The organism is Sporolactobacillus putidus, from assembly GCF_014647035.1.
In the GTDB taxonomy this organism is placed as follows: Bacteria; Bacillota; Bacilli; order Bacillales; family Sporolactobacillaceae; genus Sporolactobacillus; species Sporolactobacillus putidus.
This window is the reverse complement of sequence record NZ_BMOK01000010.1, coordinates 65,017-84,583: the sequence shown is the minus strand read 5'-3', so window position 1 is coordinate 84,583 and position 19,567 is coordinate 65,017. Positions and strand designations below refer to the sequence as shown.

16 protein-coding genes and 1 pseudogene are annotated in these 19,567 nt (G+C 45.9%); 9 read left to right on the top strand and 8 right to left on the bottom strand.

Annotated elements, in window-relative coordinates; genetic code table 11:
• The first annotated feature begins 130 nt into the window (after positions 1-130).
• The 6 genes from IEX81_RS11905 to IEX81_RS11880 all read left to right on the top strand — a co-directional run bounded on the left by IEX81_RS11905 (position 131) and on the right by IEX81_RS11880 (position 5,715).
• Entirely contained in the window at positions 131-1,447 is a 1,317-nt protein-coding gene (locus tag IEX81_RS11905; RefSeq protein WP_229727593.1) for an ABC transporter substrate-binding protein, read from the top strand.
• A gap of 98 nt (positions 1,448-1,545) precedes the next feature.
• Positions 1,546-2,445: a carbohydrate ABC transporter permease gene (locus tag IEX81_RS11900; RefSeq protein WP_229727592.1), complete on the top strand. Its 900-nt coding sequence runs from the start codon at positions 1,546-1,548 to the stop codon at positions 2,443-2,445.
• Entirely contained in the window at positions 2,432-3,262 is an 831-nt protein-coding gene (locus IEX81_RS11895; protein ID WP_188803599.1) for a carbohydrate ABC transporter permease, read from the top strand. The genes IEX81_RS11900 and IEX81_RS11895 overlap by 14 nt, the downstream gene beginning before the upstream one ends.
• A gap of 17 nt (positions 3,263-3,279) precedes the next feature.
• Complete coding sequence (locus tag IEX81_RS11890) at positions 3,280-4,371, top strand: ABC transporter ATP-binding protein (RefSeq protein WP_188803597.1); 1,092 nt, start codon at positions 3,280-3,282, stop codon at positions 4,369-4,371.
• An 83-nt stretch (positions 4,372-4,454) separates the two neighbouring features.
• Complete coding sequence (locus IEX81_RS11885; RefSeq protein WP_188803594.1) at positions 4,455-5,273, top strand: metallophosphoesterase family protein; 819 nt, start codon at positions 4,455-4,457, stop codon at positions 5,271-5,273.
• Positions 5,274-5,535: 262 nt separating this feature from the next.
• Positions 5,536-5,715, top strand: coding sequence for a hypothetical protein (locus IEX81_RS11880; protein ID WP_188803593.1), 180 nt, complete (start codon positions 5,536-5,538; stop codon positions 5,713-5,715).
• A gap of 43 nt (positions 5,716-5,758) precedes the next feature.
• Here the strand turns inward: IEX81_RS11880 and IEX81_RS16880 are convergent, their stop codons facing one another.
• The 8 genes and pseudogenes from IEX81_RS16880 to IEX81_RS11845 form a co-directional block, all read right to left on the bottom strand.
• Positions 5,759-6,910: a CDP-glycerol glycerophosphotransferase family protein gene (locus tag IEX81_RS16880; RefSeq protein WP_373292377.1), complete on the bottom strand. Its 1,152-nt coding sequence runs from the start codon at positions 6,908-6,910 to the stop codon at positions 5,759-5,761.
• A 75-nt stretch (positions 6,911-6,985) separates the two neighbouring features.
• Positions 6,986-10,474 (bottom strand): annotated as a pseudogene (locus IEX81_RS11875) (CDP-glycerol glycerophosphotransferase family protein); the annotation flags it as partial.
• A 207-nt stretch (positions 10,475-10,681) separates the two neighbouring features.
• Entirely contained in the window at positions 10,682-11,872 is a 1,191-nt protein-coding gene (gene dltD / locus IEX81_RS11870; RefSeq protein WP_188803588.1) for a D-alanyl-lipoteichoic acid biosynthesis protein DltD, read from the bottom strand.
• Entirely contained in the window at positions 11,869-12,120 is a 252-nt protein-coding gene (dltC, locus tag IEX81_RS11865; protein WP_188803586.1) for a D-alanine--poly(phosphoribitol) ligase subunit DltC, read from the bottom strand. Before dltC ends, dltD begins: the two co-directional genes overlap by 4 nt.
• A 27-nt stretch (positions 12,121-12,147) precedes the next feature.
• On the bottom strand, positions 12,148-13,317 hold the full coding sequence (gene dltB / locus IEX81_RS11860; protein ID WP_188803584.1) for a D-alanyl-lipoteichoic acid biosynthesis protein DltB: 1,170 nt from the start codon (positions 13,315-13,317) through the stop codon (positions 12,148-12,150).
• Positions 13,314-14,828 (bottom strand): D-alanine--poly(phosphoribitol) ligase subunit DltA, encoded by a 1,515-nt coding sequence (gene dltA, locus IEX81_RS11855; protein WP_188803582.1) that lies wholly within the window; start codon positions 14,826-14,828, stop codon positions 13,314-13,316. Before dltA ends, dltB begins: the two co-directional genes overlap by 4 nt.
• A gap of 14 nt (positions 14,829-14,842) precedes the next feature.
• On the bottom strand, positions 14,843-14,989 hold the full coding sequence (locus IEX81_RS11850) for a teichoic acid D-Ala incorporation-associated protein DltX (protein WP_188803579.1): 147 nt from the start codon (positions 14,987-14,989) through the stop codon (positions 14,843-14,845).
• Positions 14,990-15,036: 47 nt separating this feature from the next.
• The gene (locus IEX81_RS11845; protein ID WP_188803577.1) at positions 15,037-16,224 is read right to left on the bottom strand and encodes a serine hydrolase domain-containing protein; all 1,188 of its coding nucleotides are present in this window, start codon (positions 16,222-16,224) and stop codon (positions 15,037-15,039) included.
• 860 nt (positions 16,225-17,084) lie between these two features.
• Between IEX81_RS11845 and IEX81_RS11840 the strand changes: the two genes are divergently transcribed.
• The 3 genes from IEX81_RS11840 (at position 17,085) to IEX81_RS11830 (ending at position 19,557) form a co-directional block, all read left to right on the top strand.
• Positions 17,085-17,783, top strand: a complete 699-nt coding sequence (locus IEX81_RS11840; protein ID WP_188803645.1) for a response regulator transcription factor — start codon at positions 17,085-17,087, stop codon at positions 17,781-17,783.
• Complete coding sequence (locus tag IEX81_RS11835; RefSeq protein WP_188803575.1) at positions 17,780-19,183, top strand: sensor histidine kinase; 1,404 nt, start codon at positions 17,780-17,782, stop codon at positions 19,181-19,183. Before IEX81_RS11840 ends, IEX81_RS11835 begins: the two co-directional genes overlap by 4 nt.
• A gap of 101 nt (positions 19,184-19,284) precedes the next feature.
• Positions 19,285-19,557: a hypothetical protein gene (locus IEX81_RS11830; protein WP_188803573.1), complete on the top strand. Its 273-nt coding sequence runs from the start codon at positions 19,285-19,287 to the stop codon at positions 19,555-19,557.
• The last annotated feature ends 10 nt before the right edge of the window (positions 19,558-19,567 follow it).

The following is a 19,567-nucleotide window of genomic DNA, read 5'->3' as shown; positions in this document are numbered from 1 at the left end:
TAGTGTTCCGCAAATCATTTTTGGCCGTGCATTCTGATCAATCTCTTTACAATCATTCAATTTGGCAGCAAAGGCAAAGGTCACCATTTTTGCTTGAATGGCATTCATAAAAAAATAAGGAGAGTTAATGATGAAAGCAAAATCAAAAATGTCTGGTTTGCTCTGTTTGCTGATTATCGGCGCTCTGATTTTCGCTCTTTCAGGCTGTGCTTCAAGTAATGGATCAGGTGCGAACACCGCTTCAAGCGGTCAGAAAACCGTCATCGAATATTGGCACGTCAATGCTCAGACACAGGGCGGACAGGCCGTGGACGAGCTGGTGAAAGAATTCAATGCTCAAAGCAAGGATGTAAAAGTTGTTGCTAAGTTTAATCCTGATATGTATAAAGGATTGATGCAGAATCTGCAGGCTGAAAAAGCGGCGGGAAAAACGCCGGCGCTCGTTCAGATAGGTTGGGCCTATCTGGATTACTTCTCAAATAATTTCAGTTATCTCGATCCGAATGAAGCGATCCAAAAGTATGACCCTACGAGCAAAAGTTTCTTGAAAGACAACTTTTTGCCCAATGTGCTGGATCTTGCGAAAACAAGTAAAGGGAAACAGGCCGGCATTCCCTATTCACTGAGCACACCCATTTTATATTTAAATAAAGATATTTTGAAGCAAGCCGGGTTAAGCCAGGACGGACCGAAAACCTGGCAGGACGTTCAGCAGTTCGCCAAAACAATAAAAGACAAAACACAAAAATACGGTTTTTATATGCAGGAACCCGGGGACACTTGGGCTCAGCAGGCATTGATGCTGAGCAATGGCGCGAAAATCATTGATCATGGGAAGGCCGCTTTCGATTCTCCAGAAGGCGTACAGGCCTATCAGTTATACGCCGATATGGTCCTGAAAGATAAATCGGCCTTGCATGTTCCGTGGGACCAGGGAGTCACCGCCTTTATTAATGGTAACGTCGGCATGCTGTATACAACGGTAGCTCAGATGAGCAATATTGAAAAAGGCGCGAAATTCAATGTTTCATCGATTCCGTCTCCACCGTTTGTAGGAAAGCAGCCGAAAGTTCCGGCAGGAGGATCGTTCCTTGCGATCACGGCCCAGACCGAAGCGCAGCAGAAAGCCGCATGGGAATTTGAAAAGTTTCTTTACGGTGTCAAATCTATGGCAACATGGACGGAAGCTACAGGCTATGTTCCGCCTCGCAAAGATGTTGCGACTGCAAAAGACGGGTTAAAAGATTTTGTGGCCAAAAATCCGATGATCAATTCCGCACTCGTTCAAATGGGAAAGGCGGTTCCGTGGACTTCGTTCCCTGGAAATTCAGGTTTGCAGGCGGAACAGACGATGATCGACACACGGGATAAAATTCTGGGCGGTCAGGCGTCTGTTGCCAGTGCACTGAAAGATGCTCAGCAGCAAATCAACCAGTTACAGAAATAGATGAAAAACTAAATCAGTGATCTATGGTCGTGCACAGGTTTTGTTTAATAAAAAGCTGTGCACTTCATCTATGATTATTCTGGTAAGAAGGTGACTTTTTGGGAAAAGCATTATTGATTCATAAAAATCAGATCATCGCCTATCTGTTTATCGTGCCTTCACTGGTGATTTTTTCTCTATTCCTTATATGGCCCGGAATTTACACCATCTATCTCAGTTTCTTAAATTGGAATTTAATTTCTCCGGATAAAGAGTTTGTCGGGTTTGGAAACTACGTGGCGCTCTTTCAGGATCCGAACACTTATAAAATCCTGATCAACACCTTTGCCTACATTGTGATCTTGCTGATGCTGAACTGTTTTCTTCCTTACGTGCTCTCTTTTATTCTTGAGTATGTCATCACGAAAGGAAAAAATTTCTATAAAAAAGTTATCTTCCTGCCCAGCATCATTTCGCTTGTTGTCGGCTCGATGCTGTATGTCTGGATCTTAAATCCTGTATCGGGACCGGTTGCTGTTCTCTTCAAAATGCTGGGTATCTCTCTGCCGTTTTGGAGCAACACAAATGGATTAGTAATTGTCGTCCTGAGTCTGATCACTTCATGGAAAGTATTCGGATACAATTTCATTGTACTATTAGCCGGTGTTTCTAATGTTCCGCGCGGTGTGATTGAAGCTGCCAGGCTGGATAATATCCCGCTTCACAAAATCTTTTTTCAGATTGTCTTGCCGATGAGCAGCGCGACAGGTATCTATGTTTTTATTATGACGATTGTCCAGGGGCTGCAATATGTGTTTACACCGGTCAGTGTCATCACTCAGGGCGGTCCGAATTACGCCAGTTCAAATTTGATTTACCACTCTTATCAGGACGCGTTTGTGCTTTACAAAACGGGCCAGTCGGCCGCTCTGTCAACGATGACGCTATTATTGTTCGTTCTCTTGTTATTTCTGGAATTTAAATTTGTGGAGAAGAGGGTGTACTATGCCAGTAAATAAATTCATTAATGGCCGTCTTTTTTGGCACATCCTTCTGCTTCTCTTCTCGATAATGATGCTGTTTCCATTGTTATTCGCCATTTCAAACTCGTTCAAGAGTCTGAGTGAATCTTATAACAATATGCTGAGTCTGATTCCGGGGAATCCGACTTTCAGTAATTACGTGACGATTTTTACCACTCTTCCTTTGTTCCAAATTATCTTGAACACCTTTATTACTGCTACGATCGTCACGCTTTTTAAACTGGCAACCAGTTATTTTGCGGCATACGCTTTTACCTTTTTTAAGTTCAGGGGGGAAAAACTGCTCTACTTCCTGTTTGTGGCAACGATATTTGTTCCCTTTACCGTTATGATGATTCCGAACTATCTGATCATCTCAAAGATTGGTTTATTGAATAATATTTATGGTGTGATCTTGCCCCAACTCTGTGATGCCACAGGCATATTCATAATCACGCAAACGATGAAGACCATTCCGAAATCGCTCATTGAAGTTTCAAAGTTGGATAACGTCGGTACGCTGGGCATACTCAGGGATATTGTCTTTCCCCTGACTAAACCTGCTATTGTTTCAAGCGGGATTATGTTCTTTATCAATTCGTGGAATGAGTATGTTTGGCCGACGCTGATCCTGAAGGACAGAATCAATTTCACGCTTCCGCTCGTGCTCCAAATGTTTATCAGCTCAGAAGGGGGAACCAGTTTTCCTCTGGCAATGGCGATATCGATGGTTACGATGATTATTCCGCTTATTTTGTATCTGTTCTTTCAAAAGTACATTCTCAATACATTCAGCCAATCCGGCATTAAATGACAAGGGGATCAGATTCGATGGAACAACCGTACATCAGGCTGAACAATATATGTAAAAACTACGGGAACAGCCCGGTCATTAAAGATTTGAATCTGTCGGTAAGGAAAGGCGAACGACTAGTACTGCTCGGGCCGTCGGGTTGCGGCAAATCGACCACGCTGCGCATGATCGCCGGTCTGGAAACGATTAGTTCCGGCAACTTGTATGTAGACAACAAGAGAATGAATGACATTGCCGCGGGGAAACGTAATGTTTCCATGGTTTTTCAGGACTACGCGCTTTATCCTCATATGACTGTCGCAAAGAATATTTCCTACGGACTGAGAGTCAATAAAATCAACCATGAGGAAATCCAGCGCAGACTGAAGAAGGTCATTTCCATTTTACACCTGGATGGACTGGAGCAGCGCTATCCAAGGGATTTATCCGGCGGCCAGAGGCAGCGTGTCGCTCTCGCGCGTTCCATCGCGAAGCAAAGTGACATTTTCTTATTGGATGAACCGCTCTCCAATCTGGACGCGCAAATGAGAATCGGCGCCCGAAAAGAATTATTGAAAATTCACCAGCTTTATCATCAGACTTTCATTTATGTGACTCATGATCAGATAGAAGCCATGACTCTGGGGGACCGGATCGCTTTGATGGATAAAGGCACACTGCAAATGCTGGATACTCCGTACAATACGTACAATCGCCCTTCAAACGTATTTGTAGCCAAGTTTATCGGAACGCCTTCAACGAACATTCTGGGCGTGCAGTTTAAAGACGGATTCTTGATTTTTAAGGAGGCATCGATCCCGGCGGCAGAGGGATGGGTCAGGCTGATTCATCAAGCAAAGCAGCCTGATTTGATTTTAGGAATACGTCCCGAGCATGTACAAATATCAAGAACGGAGAAAGAGAACAGTTTGAATGGCACCGTCAGCCGTATTGAGGAATACGGGAACCAATTGGGCGTCATTTTTACTTTTGAAGGCGCAGAAATCACAGCGATCAGTGATCACCGTGATTGGAAAGAGGGAGAGGAAATTTTCTTTTCCATCGACCAGAAAAAAATGTATTTATTCGATAGAACGACAACCCGGACAATTGGCTATCCCGATGAATAACAACGTTTCAGAGAGTCTGCTGTCTCGTTAAAAACATGATTAAAAAATTTTTTTGCCAAAATTATAAAATAGGGAAGAAAACCATGGAAAAGACAACCACATTCATCCATCTATCTGACATTCATATGAATCCGTCTTCAAATAAAAATATTTACGGAATGGGCATCGACAGATCAGCTAAATTTATGGCCCTTTTCGAAGATATCAAGAAACAGGACCTGCACCCGGATTTTTTTATCATCAGCGGCGATCTGATTCATGAAGGGGACGAGGAGGACTATCGAAACTTAAGGAGAATCATTAACAAGAAAGAACAGGAACTCGGCGTTCCCTTTTTTGTTTGCCTCGGCAATCATGATAACAGAGAGGCGTTCTGGAAAGGGTACAAAAACGAAGAGGACAAAAATGGCGAATATTACTATACGGCAAACGTCAGTGGTTTGAGACTGATCGTTCTCGATAGTAAAAATGGCGAACACGAAGAGGGTGTCGTCTCTTCAGCACAGCTGGACTGGCTGAAAAATGAACTGGAGATACCGCAGCCGCAAGGCACGCTGATCGTTATTCATCACCCATTATTTTCTGCGCCTTTAGATTTTATGGCTTACAGCATTCTTCAAAATACGAATGAACTGCTTGATGCAATGACAGGAAAAGATGTGCTCGCGATTCTGAGCGGACATATTCATTTTAATGCGACTTATGAAACTTCAGGTATTTTGAATTCGGTCATAAGCTCAGCTTCTTACGGAATCGATTGTTCCAATCCGCGGCTTCATAAATTCATGGACGACAGTACGTACAGCATCGTCAGGGTAAGTGACCGGCAAGTTATGGTTCAGCAATTGTCGTTACCTGGGAATCGGGAAGTGAAATATGAATTGCCGGTCGATGAATCCTGAATGCCTGATCAGTAAACGGTTGAATTTTGTTTTCTATTTACTAGAAGATGTTTGGTTCGCAGTAGAAAAAATTTATAAAAAGAATCCCTTGAGAGAAAAACTCTGTTGGGATTTTTTTTAACACTTGATTGAGTTGACTGTTAATTTTTACGGACTAATCATTTTGTGCAGTTTTTCCATCCGCCGTCTCTTGAAATATCTTCTGTATTTTTTATTACTTTTGATACCGGGCCACGGGAATTGTGCGACAGACAAAAAAGAAATGAAAAAAAGACAATCCGACTCATTGACTTACCTGTATTCCATGCGAAAACTGATTAAAGAAAACGATCAGAGCGCCATTGATCATCTGATTGACGGCTATAAATTCCCGTCAATCATGAAAGACTTTCACAGAAAAAATCAGTTGCTGCTCAAGAAAAAAATGGGACAGGATAACTAATTTTGAAAAGAAAAGTTTTTTCGCAGATGATCCGCTGAAACGTCTATTCTAGGTTTTTCTTCAAAAATGTCCTGACCACTCTTTCAGACGAATGCCCGTCTTCCCATCCGCAGAATTTGTTATAGAAGTCAGGATAAGGATCGGGAGACGGATTGTTCAGGGCGTCATATACTGCAGGCAGCAGATGCTCCATGTCCTTGACGATCGGTCCGGGCGCTTCTTTCTCGAAGTTGAAATAGAAACCGCGGATCTCATTAGCGTAGTCATCCAGGTCATATGCGAAAAAGACAATCGGGCGTTTTAAGTTTGCGTAATCAAAGAAAACCGATGAATAGTCGGTGATCAGGCAGTCGGCTATCAGCAATAGTTCGCGGATATCTTCATAGCCGGAAACATCTTTAGCGAAGCCTTCATGCCCGCCCAGGTCCATTTTTTCAGCAATCAGGTAGTGCATGCGCATGAGCAGGACGGCGCTTTCGCCGAATTTCTCCTTCATCAAAGCGAGGTCCATTTTCACATCAAATGTGTAGTGATCGATTTTGGCGTACTCGTTGTCGCGCCAGGTCGGCGCGTACAAAATCACTTTTTTATCCGGGGGGATGCCTAGTTTTTTCTTGATTTTCATAATCTCCGAGGCGCTGTTTTTCTGATAGAGCAGGTCGTTTCTCGGATAACCCGAATGGATCATCTTTCCCTGCAGCTCAAAGGCTCTTTGGAATATTTTTGATGAATAGTCGTTTGGTGCGACGCAGTAGTCCCATTTTCTTGTCTCCTCGGTAAACTCTTTGCGATATCTCTCAAGGGTCATTCCCGGCATCGTCATGAGTTCCATGTCCGCTCCGAGGGTTTTAAGAGGCGTGCCGTGCCAGGTCTGCACATAAACCGTATTCTTTGGCTTCGGCAGCCAGAGCGGCCACCGGCTGTTCGTTACCCAGTATTTTGCCCGGGCCCACTGCCAGAGCCCCTTGTAAGAATATTTGATGACGTACGGCACTTTTTCTTTTCTGAATACCTCTTCATAGCCTTTTTTCACGTTCCAGACGAGACGATAGTCCGGAAGGTTTTCTTTCATGTATTCATAAATCGCTCTTGGGTTGTCCGAAAATTGCTGCCCGAAAAAGCTTTCGAAAAACACCGTCTTTTTTCGCGGCAGTTTGCCGGCGCGCCGGAATACAACCGGGTATAATTGATGCATCTTGCGTTTCCAAAGATTTCTATAGTAGTGTTCGCCAGGCTGTAATTCAACATCGGGATTAAGCAAGCACTCGACTGCCCGTCCCGCAGAATCCCCCCGTCCAAAAGTGCAGAATTTGGCATGAAACGCGTCGTATTTTTGCCGGTATTGTGTCGAACCGGGCAGCTCAAGAATCTCATTGATCACGTCTTCCGTTGTGGACACAATCGGGCCGGGGACCGTTTCTTCGTAATCCAGATAGATTCCGCGCATTTTATTTCGGTACTCATCCAGATCATAGGCAAAGAACAGCATCGGCCGTTTTAGATGCGCGTAGTCAAACATGACGGAAGAGTAATCGGTAATCATCAGATCCGAAATCATGTAAAGATCCTGTATTTCCGGATAGGAGGACACATCAAAAACAAACCCGTGATATGGCTCGGTATCGATACGGCCGGCCACAAAGTAGTGCAGGCGCAGTAAAAAAATATAGTCCGGGGCGAGCCGTTTCTGAAGCTTTGCAAGATCAAGATGCAGATCGAATGTTTTGGTGTTCCGGAAAGTAGGGGCATACATCACGATCTTTTTATCCAATGGCAAATGCAGCTTCTTTTTAATGGCGTCACTGTTGTTTCTCTGGTAGAGTGAATCGTTTCTCGGAAATCCGCACTCGATGATCCGGCGATTGAACAAATAGGCCTTTTTTGAAACTGATGTCATATATGGACTGGGTGAGATCAGATAATCCCAGCGGCCGGTCCGTCTCAGCAGGCGGTCCTGTTTGTCTTTCGTATTGAACGTGACGGTTTCGTCAAGGCCCATCGTTTTCATGAATGTTCCGTGCAGCGTCTGCATCTCGATCTGACCGTGACGTTTGATGTAAAAGTCAGGGAAGGTCGCATTGGCGACAAAATATTTTCCTCTCGCGAGATAGTAAAAATAGGGCAGGCTGTATTTTCGCACAGTTTTCGCACGGCCGCCCGCCGGCACATACTCGTTGTCCATAAACCAGATGTAATGATATTTTTCGCCGTATGTTCGTTCCATGTATTCGTAGATGGCCCTTGGATTATCGTTGAAGGCCTTCCCCCAGAAGCTTTCGAAAATGACGGTATTTTTCTTGATCGGCAGCAGCCGCATCAAAGGGTACAAATACCACTGGATGATTTTTCTGCGTCTTGGCGTGCGGTCCGCAAAGCCGCGGTGAATCTCGGTCCGAAAGCTGAGGGAACGGTGCCTGTCGCTCAAGGAGCGGAAGCGGATCTTCTGATAAGCGTAACATACACCGGACGCTTTGGATAATGGTCCGGACAGGATCACCGGGACCTTCCGCACGCGTGGTTTGCCAGAAGGGCCTTTACCGGTTTCGACAATAAAAACGTTCCATTTTCCGGATGTATACCATCTGAAATCCCCGTTTTCATCAAAACAATCCAGCTTAATCGAGTCATCTTCCACCGAGTAAGGAGAGCGGATGGAATCCAGGTCAAAGGAAACAGGAGGAGCGTCGTTATTTGCCGATTCGAACAAAATCTGCCGCTTTTTAATAGTGTCCCATTCCGGAACGCATTGGCGCGGCAAAGTCAATCGGAGCATCATCGAGCCGTCCGTAAATTTCAGATCGCTGAGAACCGGATGGCGGTATGCCGAAGCAAAAATCGAAACTCGGCCGTTCACATTTTCAACCCAGATATCACGTTGCCGGATCTGGACGATGGTGACTTTATTGGCCAGTTGCCCGTCTGCGGGACGCGGCATACATTCACCGGGAAGGCGGTAACCGATGCTCCAGCCTGTCTCTTTAAAATCCGTACTGCCGGGAATATCTCCGGGAACCGTCAGAAGAAGCCGGTTCTCTCCTGAATCCGTGCTTTTCAGTGTAAATGTTGATTGTTTTCCGGTTCTCCGATTATAGGAGGAGAGGCACAAGTCTGAAATGGCCCTGTTTATCCGTGCGCCGATTATTATCCGGTCCTCGCGGGCAGCCGCATGGTCGATCACAACGTCTGGCCGGTAAACATCAATAGCGAGCTGCCAGCTGCCATTGTATTTTACGTTAAAAGCGGTATCGTTGATCAGGCGATAATTGGCCAGATTGCTTCCTCTGAGAGGGGCGCCAAGGCGCACCGTTTTCTTCAGGCCCCGGACCATCACGTCCAGAAAAACAGTCCAGCGGCCTTCATTAAGCATTTTCAGTGCCTGGCTGCCCTTTGCCTTGATTGAAAAATAAGACCAGTCATAATTATAGACTCTTGAAAGCGGATTAAGTCTTATAACCTTAGCCGTGCCCCATTTTCTCGTAATGGACCGGTTCCTGAACAACTGCACGGGAAGGGCAATCTCCCGGCCATTGCCGATATTGACGAGACGGGCGGCCATCCGGACACTTGACTTTTTTTTCGAATCAATGCCTTCAATATAGGCGTGTCCGGATATCTCGAGTTCTCCGTTCCTGTTCCAAAGGATCCGATGAATGCGTGAGACCGCGTTTAATGATCGATCGATACAAACCGGATGCTTCTGCGTAAAGTCGGTAACAGTGAATTTCTTATACCAGTGTCCCTGTCTCCGATAAGGTTTGAAATTAAGGTCGTGTTTTCTGTCCACTTGAATGACTTTCAAAACGTCCTCCATTTTGTTTTGCAGCAGCAGCCGGTAAGCGAGTGCTATTTTTGCGGGAATCCGCCCGAACAGTTCCGGATCGATTTTTGAAAGTTCACGGGATACAAGCTTTTGAAATTTGCTGATGTACAGAGAGTCGACGAATTTTAAATCATTCAAGTAATTGTAAAAATCAACCGTCAGATATTTCAAATGATTGGTTTCAATTATTTTCTGAGGAATTCTGCGCTCTTCTAAAAATGTATCGAGCTTGTGCAAAGCTTTGAGCCGATCCTCAAAATTATGAATGTCATCCCTTTTTTGCGTAATGGACCGGTCTTTTCCCTCTCTGATCCGCCAGTAATAAACGGTATCTTCGATTATATCGACGGATTTGGCCAGAAAGTGTGCCGGGATGGTCACGGGAATATCTTCGTAAAGCATATGTTCAGGGAAGGAGAGCCCGCAGCCGTCCCAAAAGGATTTCTTATAAAGCTTGTTCCAAACGGTCGTGTCATAAAGCAATTCCGGACACTCCGTAATGTGAGTCTTTTTGCGTGTGTCGGTAATCGCTATTTGGTGAAGAAACGATTTCCGATTAGCGTTTGACTTAAATCGATTGACACCGCCGCAGACAATATCGGAATGCGTCTGTTCCGCCATTGCATACATTTTTTCATAGGCCTGACCGTCAACATAATCGTCGCTGTCGACAAACGCAATGTATTCTCCGCTTGCGGCTCTTACGCCTCTGTTTCTCGCCGCACCCAGCCCCATGTTCTTTTGATGAATGACTTCAAAATGTTTGTGAGCCGCGGCATACTCATCCATAATCCGGCCGGTTTCCGTGTCGGTGGAACCGTCGTTGATCATGATGACCTGTATATTTTGCAGACTCTGGCGAACCAGCGAGTCCAAACATTGTCTGATGTATGAGGATACATTATATCCGGGAACAATCACACTGACTTTATAAACCATTCCGAATTCTCCTAACGGTAGAGCATTCTTTTCATCCGAATCTATTTTACCTGTTTCATTTTTTTTAATACGACGCTGCTATGGTGTCTGTACAGAAAAAGGATCCCACTCATAAAAAATGGGACCGTATTTTGCAATGGCCTGTAGGAAAACCTTGGCTATAAACATTTAATTTCAGTTCAAGCCGGCCAGTTATGGTGTCTCAAGTCATGTTTTTTGATCATAAAAGGCTTTAATAGCCTGATCGATATAGACCCAGCCTTCCGGACCAATATGCATCGTATCCTCAAGAAAATAAGGTTTGGTGTCAAAACGCGTGAAATCGGCGAGCTGGAATCCGTTGCCACGGATCTCACGGGCAATGTTCCGGTAGCAGACTTCACGTTTCTGCTTTGATACGCCAGCGTAGTTATACCAAAGTCCGTTAAAGGGAACGGAAACGAACAGCGCCTTGGCGTGTTTTTCTTTCAGCAGATCGAGAACGAGCTGCAGATCTCCATATTCCGGTGATTTATTGAAACTCTGGCCGGCACTGTAGTTTTTAAAATGCGTCAGCTTGTTCTTAATGCTTTTCAAATAGAGGGCGTTGTCTATGTGAAACCGGTTGGAATTGGTGTAGGATTCAACGTCCTTTTTGGCCATGAGCTTCAGCTGGCTCCAGTTTTTCCCTTTTAATTTTGGATCAGGACTCTGATACTGGCTTGGGTAGTAATTAGGTTTTACCATATGCATCCTGATCGCGTCGTACAGCGTCAGCATCTGGCTATTCATATGTCCCTGAAGCGAATCGACAAACGTTGACAATCCGGATGTTTTGTTCGGGTAGGCGATACCCTCAAGCAATTTTGCAATGGCGCCGTTCTGCCGGATAAATCCAAACTGCAGGAACCGTCTAGCCGCTTTCTGTTTCAGTTTCGGATCGATGTTGTTGCTGAAAATAAACTGATACATCTGTTCCTCTGAAAAGTTGCCGGCGAAGTAACTGTCACTAAGCCCTTTCTTTGAAAACCATTCCGGAGACAGAATGATAACGATCTTCCGGTTCTTAAGCGAGTCGGCGCTGGCAGCCAAATTCAAAAAATGGACGAGCGAGTACATACCTGCCCTGCCGATTAGAAAAGGCGTAAAGCCGTCTGGATTCATCTTGAAATAATTTGTCGGATGATAGATATCAAGTCTGTGCAGCTCAGATGAACCGTATATCGGCAAGTATTGTTTGTCCTTCAGCATTTTCTGCTGCATGAGAATGCCTTGAAAAATAGTCGGATCAAGGGTCGAGGACGCATTATACACGTCATTCGGGCTGATGGTCAGGCTTTTCACACTCGGTGGGGTGAACACCAGCGCGCAGACAAGAATAACGGCCAGTATCATCGGGCCGAATCGCGGCGCCTTCATTTTCTCTCAGCCAGCCTCTCGATGATCATATTCGGTGTCGCCCATTGACTGCGATCAAAATCTGAAACCGGAACCTTGATATTCAGCCGGTTTTCCACCTCAACAAGCAGAGAGATCGTAGCAAATGAATCCATTAGTCCTTCTTCAAAAAGCCGGATATCCGGTTCGTCTTTCACTTCATCGGATTCACAGATTTCCGCCAGAACATCCAGAACTTCATTCTTAAAAGCTTCTGTTATTTCAACCATATCAAACACTCTCCCGTTATGTTTTGATTACCAAAGGAAATTGAGCCTTCCGGAAAAAATCAGGAAGCTGAAACAGATGACGTGAAACGTGATCAGCACAGACAATGCGTGGATCCATTTATTGTTTTTCGGCCAGATGTGGTGCTTCTTATTGAAATGCTCAAATCGGTTAAATGAGATAAAGGCGACGGCATGATAGATGCCATAGATGATATATTGCAGCAGGAAACCGTGCCAGAATCCCATGACCAGGAAGTTGAGCGCGAGACCGATGTCGGAAATCAGATAACGGTCTTTTATCCACTTTTTCTTGATCATCAGGTACACGAAACGCATGTAGATGAAATCTCGGAACCAGAAGGACAGTGACATGTGCCACCGATTCCAGAAATCTTTGATATTGCGGCTGAGAAACGGTTTGTTGAAATTCTCCGGAGTCCGGATGCCCATTATATAGCTGAATCCGATGGCAAACTGACTGTATCCGGCAAAATCAAAGAACAGGTACATGCTGTATGCGTACATATACATCCAGATACTGAAAAAACTATTCGATGCCAGTGCCGGCGAACTCATCCAGTATTGATGCACAAGATAGGCGATAATGTATTTATAGAGAAACCCCTGGAAAATTTTATTGATACCCAGGTAAAGGAGTTCTTTGTATTCTTTCCCCGACGGGACTTGTTTCAGATCCGATTCAAACCGGCGATAACGGTCGATCGGACCCGACGAAATCGTCGGGAAGAAAAGCGTAAACCTGAGAAAATGGTTCAGAGGGATCTCGTTGATCAGGCCATCGCGCAAATCCATAATAACTTCGACCGACCGGAACGAAACGTAAGAGATACCAAGAAAGCCGAGAAAACCGAGCACAGGAACATCCGCCGAAAGTTTAACAAAAAACAGCGGAATGATCGCCAGAATAACTGCGGTATAAAAATAGACGGAACGATTGTTTCTTTTTTTTAGTTCGAAATAACTTTTCACGACCACGGCCTGCCAGATAATAAAAGCGATAATTGAGACAAACTGCGCCGGTTGGCCGTAAAAAATCAGAAAGACCATGACGATCGCGACAAGATCGTTATATAGGGTTATCCGTTTTCCGCTGAGTCCCGCAATGATGACCGGAAGAAGAAGAATGCCCGTAACGATAAAAAAGCGAAATGAAGCGTAAGGAATAAAAGAAATCATTGGGCGGCCTCTTTCAGCAGAACTTTTCGATCAATTTTTCCATTTGCCGTCATCGGAAAAGAAGATTGATAGATAAATTTTCTTGGCAGCATATAACCGGGAAGATACAGGCTCAGCTCTTTCCGGATGGCGGAGGAAAGCTGGTAGCTTTTTTCAAAGGGATGGTCTTCGGGAACGACAATACCGATCAGGTGGTCGTAACCTTCCCCTTTCTGTACGGGAATAACTACTGCCTGTTTTACATAACGGCATGAGGAAAGCACGTGCTCAATTTCTCCCAGCTCCATTCTGAATCCGTGAAGCTTAATCTGGCTGTCCATACGGCCGTGATAGTAGAGCAATCCTTCTTTTATCAAGCCGAGATCCTTGGTATGGTAGGCGCGCTGACCGTTGATCTCGCTGAAAGCCGCCTTCGTTTTTTCCGGTTCGTTTAGATAGCCCTTTCCAACGCTTGGCCCGCAGATCACAATTTCACCTTTCTCGCCTTCGGGAACCGGCTCTCCGTCCGGGTCAAGTATCAAAATCCGGCAGTCCGGTTTGCATCGGCCGACCGGGAAGGGCTGTCCGTCCGCGATCAAGTCCTCGCCGATTTGCACACTGCTTACGGCAACCGTTGCTTCCGTCGGTCCGTAAGTATTGATGATTCTTGCCCTTGGAAAGCGCTCATGCAGGCTTTTGGCCACATACACAGGAAGCGTCTCGCCGCAGAAAAGAAAAGTATGCAGGGCAGGCAGTGTTTTTTCTGAAAAAGAAGGCATCATCAGGCACATTTCCGCAAAGGACGGCGTTGATGTCCAGACATTGACACCAGACGCTGCCAGTGAATCCAGTAAATCGGCAGGCCTCGCGATCATGTCTTTGTCCACCGTCCATAAGGTTCCGCCCGTTGTCATGCACGGATAGAGAGACATGATGGAAAGGTCGAATGAATAGGGAGCCTGATTCAGGAAAATCTGACGGTCGCCCAGACCGAAATCGCTGTTTACCCATGAGACAAAGCTTGAAAGCGACTCATGCGGGATCTGGACGCCCTTGGGCCGGCCTGTACTTCCTGACGTGTAGATCATATAAAAGATGTCGTCTGCCTTTGCCTCACAGGCTCCTGCTGCTTCAAGCGCATGATCAACCTCAAGAATGCTGCTCAGTTGATCCGGACCGATGATTTTCTGAGAAAGGGCCGGCAGCAGGGCGGTCTGTTCACTGAAAATGAGCCGGGCACCGGAATCTTCGGCAATCATCGAAATCCGCTCGGAAGGTATGGAGAGGTCAATCGGAATATAGGCATGACCAGATTTAAGACATGCCAGAAAGAGAATCAGCATGTTCGGGTGCATGTGTCCGTGAACCAAAACGGGTGCCGCATTGCGTTCGCTGGCTCTGTCGATCCAATGAGAGACCGCGTCGGATCTCTTTTTCAGTTGTCCATACGTCAGGCGGTTGTCCCTCCATACGTAACAGATCCGATCCGGCGAAGCGTCGGCCCACCTTTCAATCAATGTCAAAATGCTCATAACGGAGTCACTCCTCAGAATTCGTTATAAATAAAAGTTCCGGTATGTGCTGCTGTAAAACCGTATATCAAAATCAATCCAAGCAGAATAGCCGTGTAGTAACAGGTCAGAGCAGCCCACTGAACGACCGGATGATGATACCACTGTTTCAGACGATCCAACATCATTCCCCCCTTTTCACACGCGCCGTGATTTGATTGCTCCGGGATTACCCTCCGGCGAGTATATTGAAAATGGTCTCGTTGGCGGGAGCGATTATGCCCGACGACCGCGATGAGTTCGCGAGCAGCACGACGTAATTCTGACGATCCATGGAAAAAGCATTGCCGCTGTTCCATCCTCCGAGAACACCGTGGCTGGAGTAGGTATCTTTCCCCCACCCGCCCCGGTTGATGTACCAGCCGAGGCTGTAATGGACCCCGCCGAAATGGTTGGTGAAAATGGTATTATAACTTGCGGCCGATACGAGCGTTCCGTCAGCGAGTGCACGATCGAACTGATACAAATCCCAGGCAGACATATACACATCGCCGCACCCTAACAACTGGGAGAAGGAAGGCACCATTCTCGGTTCGTTAAGATTTCCGTAGCCGGTGGATGGGTGCGAAGACTGAGCCATGCTGTCTCCGAACCCTGACTGCTGCAGACCCGCTCTGTCGAAAATATTTTGCTGAATGTACTGATGCAAGGTCTCACCGTACGTGCTCTGGCTGATCTTGTCAAGAATAGCGGCGACCATAGCGTAATTAGCATCCATGTAGGCCCAGCTGGTTCCCGGCAGGGAAGAGAGGCGGATGTTATAGTTGGCTATTTTCTGGACCAGTTCATCTCGGGTTAAGGATTTTAAGGTTTCGGGCGCCGTGCGCAGTCCCGACACATGGCACAGGAGATCCAGCATAGAAATGGATCTGCCGTGAGGGAAATCCGGATAAAATTGTGAAACGGGTGTGTCAAAAGAAATCAGTCCGCGTTCTTTCATCTGCATGAAAGCGACCGCCGTAACCGACTTAGTGATTGAGCCGATATAGTATTCCGTTTCGGGCTGGTTCGGTCTGTGGACCAGGAGATTGCTGTACCCGTAGCCCTTGTTCAGCACAACGTATCCATGGCTGACCACCACCGCGGTTCCGGAAAAACCGGAGTGGCTTAAATATTGATCGATTTCTGATTTTTTCAGGTTGATTTGTTTGACTAAAGCCGCATTTTTTGTATCAAGATCAGTATCCTGCTGAATTGTGCGTGCTTTCGCTGTCGCCGCGCCAACGATCCCGCGGGAAGAAACAACGGCATGTTTGTGCCCGTTTTGCAGCAGGAAGATCACACCGGCTGCGATCGTGCAGAAAAGCAGTGACAAGCTGAAAACAAGGCTCATCCAAAAATGAGTCTTTTTTTTCATAATTCCGATGTCCTTTCAAAGTTTAAATTTTGGAAAAGGGTAGGGGAGAAAAACGGGATATTTTCCCGCATTCTGTTCCTTCCCGTTCGGAATGAACCGGTCCCTGATGAAAGGCGCCAAGACTTCTACCCCTGATCTCCGTAGCGTCAGTTTCGGAGAATCACTACGGACATGATGATACTAATGGGGACCACCCTCATTACTATACTTATTATGTCGTATAATAACAAATTCAGGATGAATTTTTAATGAAATTTTAATGAAACTAATTTAAAATAACGAGGGGAGATGTATCACTCCCAAGTAGAGTTGTGACGTTCGTCAAACCATAGTCTTTTTGAGACGGGCTTTAGCACGTGTATCATCAGTACTCTTTCTATTATCCGATAACGTTCGGTTTATTCCAATGTCTATTGAATCCGTTTATTACAAAATTGAAATAATCCGTACACATTATTTCGTTCTGATTGTTCCCGCGGTGGGGGCCGGAAAAAGCTCTTGTGCGGTCCATGCCCTGATGGAAACCGGCCCTTGTCCAAAAGGCTTGTTTCCTCAGTTTAAAAAGCGACGTTCTTTTTGTCTAAGTTCTTTCATACAGGATATTTCCACCCGCGCCATTTGATACCTCAAAAGAGGAAAAATCAATTGAAACGGTCCGATCCAGTGATGAGCCCTACCCTTTCAAATACAAATTTTCTCCCGTTAAACGGATTTAAAATTATTCAGGAAGGGCTATTGATGAAATTTTCTCACCAAATTCTCATGTGTGCCTGATTACTCCGCAAGGATTTATCTATATAATATTTAAAACGGGTGGCCGGCCAAGCTTACACAAACGGTGAAAAGAGAAACGTTAAATGATGGAAAAAATACACATTCTGCTTGTTGATGATGAAAAAAGTGTTGTCTCGTTCGTTTCGACCGAACTGGGCTTTGAGAACTATCAAGTTGAAGAAGCTTTCGACGGGGAACAGGCATTGGACATGTTTTTCAAGGATGAAGAAAAATGGGACCTCGTGCTGCTTGACTGGATGCTGCCGAAACTGAACGGACTCGAAGTGTGCCGCCGTATCCGGAAAAAAAGTCTCGTTCCGATTATCATAATGACAGCGCGGGACTATGTCGGAGACAAGGTCGCCGGCCTTGACGGCGGTGCGGACGACTATATTACCAAACCATTTGAGATCGAGGAACTTCTGGCGAGGGTGCGCGTTGCCATTCGCCGCCGAAACAGCTATACGAGCGCTTCGGAGCATCATGTCTACAGGATACAGGATCTGACTCTGGATATTGAAAAGAGGACGGTGAAACGCGGCGGCCAGACGTTCAATCTGACCCAGCGTGAGTTTGACCTGCTTGCGGTTCTAATGAAAAACGAGGGTAAAGCGATGACGCGCGATGAACTTCTCTCTCAGGTCTGGGGGTTTGACTACATGGGACAGACCAATATCGTCGATGTCTATATTCGTTATTTGCGCCATAAGATCGATCAGGACCAGCAGGTTAAGCTGATTCAGACAATCCGCGGCATCGGTTATACGCTGAGGGTGGAAGGATGAAGGCCTGGATAAGGGCACTTAAAAAGAAGAATAATACGATGCTGTTCCAGATGAATTTCTGGTTCATTCTGATTCTCTTAATGACGGTGCTGTTTATCGGTACGTCCGTCCTGATGGTAGTCAGCTATCAGCTGTATCAGGGGACACGGCAGGAAGTCGGCTATGTTGAGCATCAGCTGATCGCAACATCGCAAAAGAAAAATCCGGACTGGAATGAAGCGATTGGTTTGCTCTACACTCAGCACCCCGAATTTTATGTGCGCATTAAGACTCCGGACGGAAAGATCATTTACTCTAAAGGCAGTGAAGGGATTGTCGATAATAATAAGTACCTGATCAGGCTTTCACTGATTTCATCGATTTTTATTAATAACAGGCTGATTCCCATTTACCATCATTCGGCTTTGCACGGTGGCTACACCTTTGACATGTTTGTTCAGATGATCAGCATTCGCCATTTTATAAAAACGATGGTAAAGGTTCTGATCATCTGTACGGCCATTGGTATTCTGTTCGGTTCGATCGCTATTTACCATATCTCGCGGAGACTGAGCAGGCCGCTGATGGATGTGACGATGTTCATCAACCGCGTTACCCGGACAAAAAATCTGGAGCAGCGTGTTCCGCCGCCCGCCCATCCGAAAGAAGTCCGGGATCTGGCGGTTTCGTTTAATCAGCTGATGGACCAGCTGGAGCAGCAGATCGAGCGGGAGAAGCGTTTTGTCTCCGACGCCTCGCATGAATTGCGGACACCTCTTGCCGCTATCCGCGGCCACGTCGGATTGATTCAGCGCCATGGAACAAACCATCCGGAAGTTATCCGCCAGTCGATTCATTTCGTCGATCATGAATCCAGGCGCATGCAGAGATTAATCGATCAGCTTTTAATGATTGCACGGCTGGACCGGAAAGCAAAGACGCTGTTTCCAGTCAACCTGTCGATGATCGCGGGCAATGTGATCGCCGATTATGCGCCTGAAGTCGATCAGACATTATCCGTCGATATTGCTGATAACGTTTATGCGCTGGCCAACGAAGATTACGTGCATCAAGTAATCGTTTCCCTTCTCGGTAATGCGCGCAAGTATACGCCCGCCGGCGGGTGGATCAAAATAATCATCAACAGCGACCGGAATTATGCCTACATTCGTGTGCAGAATTCAGGAAGCCGGATTCCCGATGACGAAAAGGAAAAAATCTTTAACCGTTTTTATCGGCTGGACAAGGCAAGATCAAGTGAAAACGGCGGATCAGGACTGGGACTGGCCATTGTCAGACAGCTTGTCGAAATTGAGAACGGCAAAATATGGGTCCAGGATATGGATCCTTCCGGAAGTGAGTTTATTGTCCGGTTCCTGAAACAGCCGGAAGCCGGAGAAGCGGCAGAGAAAAAAATATAATACGGTCTGATCGGCGGAAGTGTCCGGATGACATAATCCGCCTTTCATCGGGCAAAACTGTCATAATAGGCCGATAATCCGGTTAAAAGGAGGAGTTCCGCATGCATCGATACGCCTTGTTTGTAGAATACGACGGAAAGCGAACACTGCCTGTCGATATCACGCTTCCCAAAAATATTATTGAAGCCACGACTATTCTGAACGCGATCCGATCCTACTCGCTCAGGCATAATCTTGAGCTGGTCGACTACGATGAACTTCCGGAAAATGATATGCGCGCCTTTTTTCGTGAAAAAAATTTTTCCGGAGACACGAGAGATCTGATATATTACATTCGTCGTGTGACGAGGGACGAAAAAGACAAAGAACAGTGAAACCTCTTTG

Excerpts from the sequence above, each read along its gene's own strand:
- IEX81_RS11905 (WP_229727593.1), top strand. The coding sequence starts at position 131 with ATGAAAGCAAAATCAAAAATGTCTGGTTTGCTCTGTTTGCTGATTATC.
- IEX81_RS11880 (WP_188803593.1), top strand. The coding sequence starts at position 5,536 with ATGAAAAAAAGACAATCCGACTCATTGACTTACCTGTATTCCATGCGA.
- dltC (WP_188803586.1), bottom strand. The coding sequence starts at position 12,120 with ATGGTTGAAATAACAGAAGCTTTTAAGAATGAAGTTCTGGATGTTCTG.
- IEX81_RS11835 (WP_188803575.1), top strand. The coding sequence starts at position 17,780 with ATGAAGGCCTGGATAAGGGCACTTAAAAAGAAGAATAATACGATGCTG.
- dltA (WP_188803582.1), bottom strand. The coding sequence starts at position 14,828 with ATGAGCATTTTGACATTGATTGAAAGGTGGGCCGACGCTTCGCCGGAT.
- dltB (WP_188803584.1), bottom strand. The coding sequence starts at position 13,317 with ATGATTTCTTTTATTCCTTACGCTTCATTTCGCTTTTTTATCGTTACG.
- IEX81_RS11895 (WP_188803599.1), top strand. The coding sequence starts at position 2,432 with ATGCCAGTAAATAAATTCATTAATGGCCGTCTTTTTTGGCACATCCTT.
- dltD (WP_188803588.1), bottom strand. The coding sequence starts at position 11,872 with ATGAAGGCGCCGCGATTCGGCCCGATGATACTGGCCGTTATTCTTGTC.
- IEX81_RS11830 (WP_188803573.1), top strand. The coding sequence starts at position 19,285 with ATGCATCGATACGCCTTGTTTGTAGAATACGACGGAAAGCGAACACTG.
- IEX81_RS11845 (WP_188803577.1), bottom strand. The coding sequence starts at position 16,224 with ATGAAAAAAAAGACTCATTTTTGGATGAGCCTTGTTTTCAGCTTGTCA.
- IEX81_RS11890 (WP_188803597.1), top strand. The coding sequence starts at position 3,280 with ATGGAACAACCGTACATCAGGCTGAACAATATATGTAAAAACTACGGG.
- IEX81_RS11885 (WP_188803594.1), top strand. The coding sequence starts at position 4,455 with ATGGAAAAGACAACCACATTCATCCATCTATCTGACATTCATATGAAT.
- IEX81_RS11840 (WP_188803645.1), top strand. The coding sequence starts at position 17,085 with ATGGAAAAAATACACATTCTGCTTGTTGATGATGAAAAAAGTGTTGTC.
- IEX81_RS16880 (WP_373292377.1), bottom strand. The coding sequence starts at position 6,910 with ATGCATCAATTATACCCGGTTGTATTCCGGCGCGCCGGCAAACTGCCG.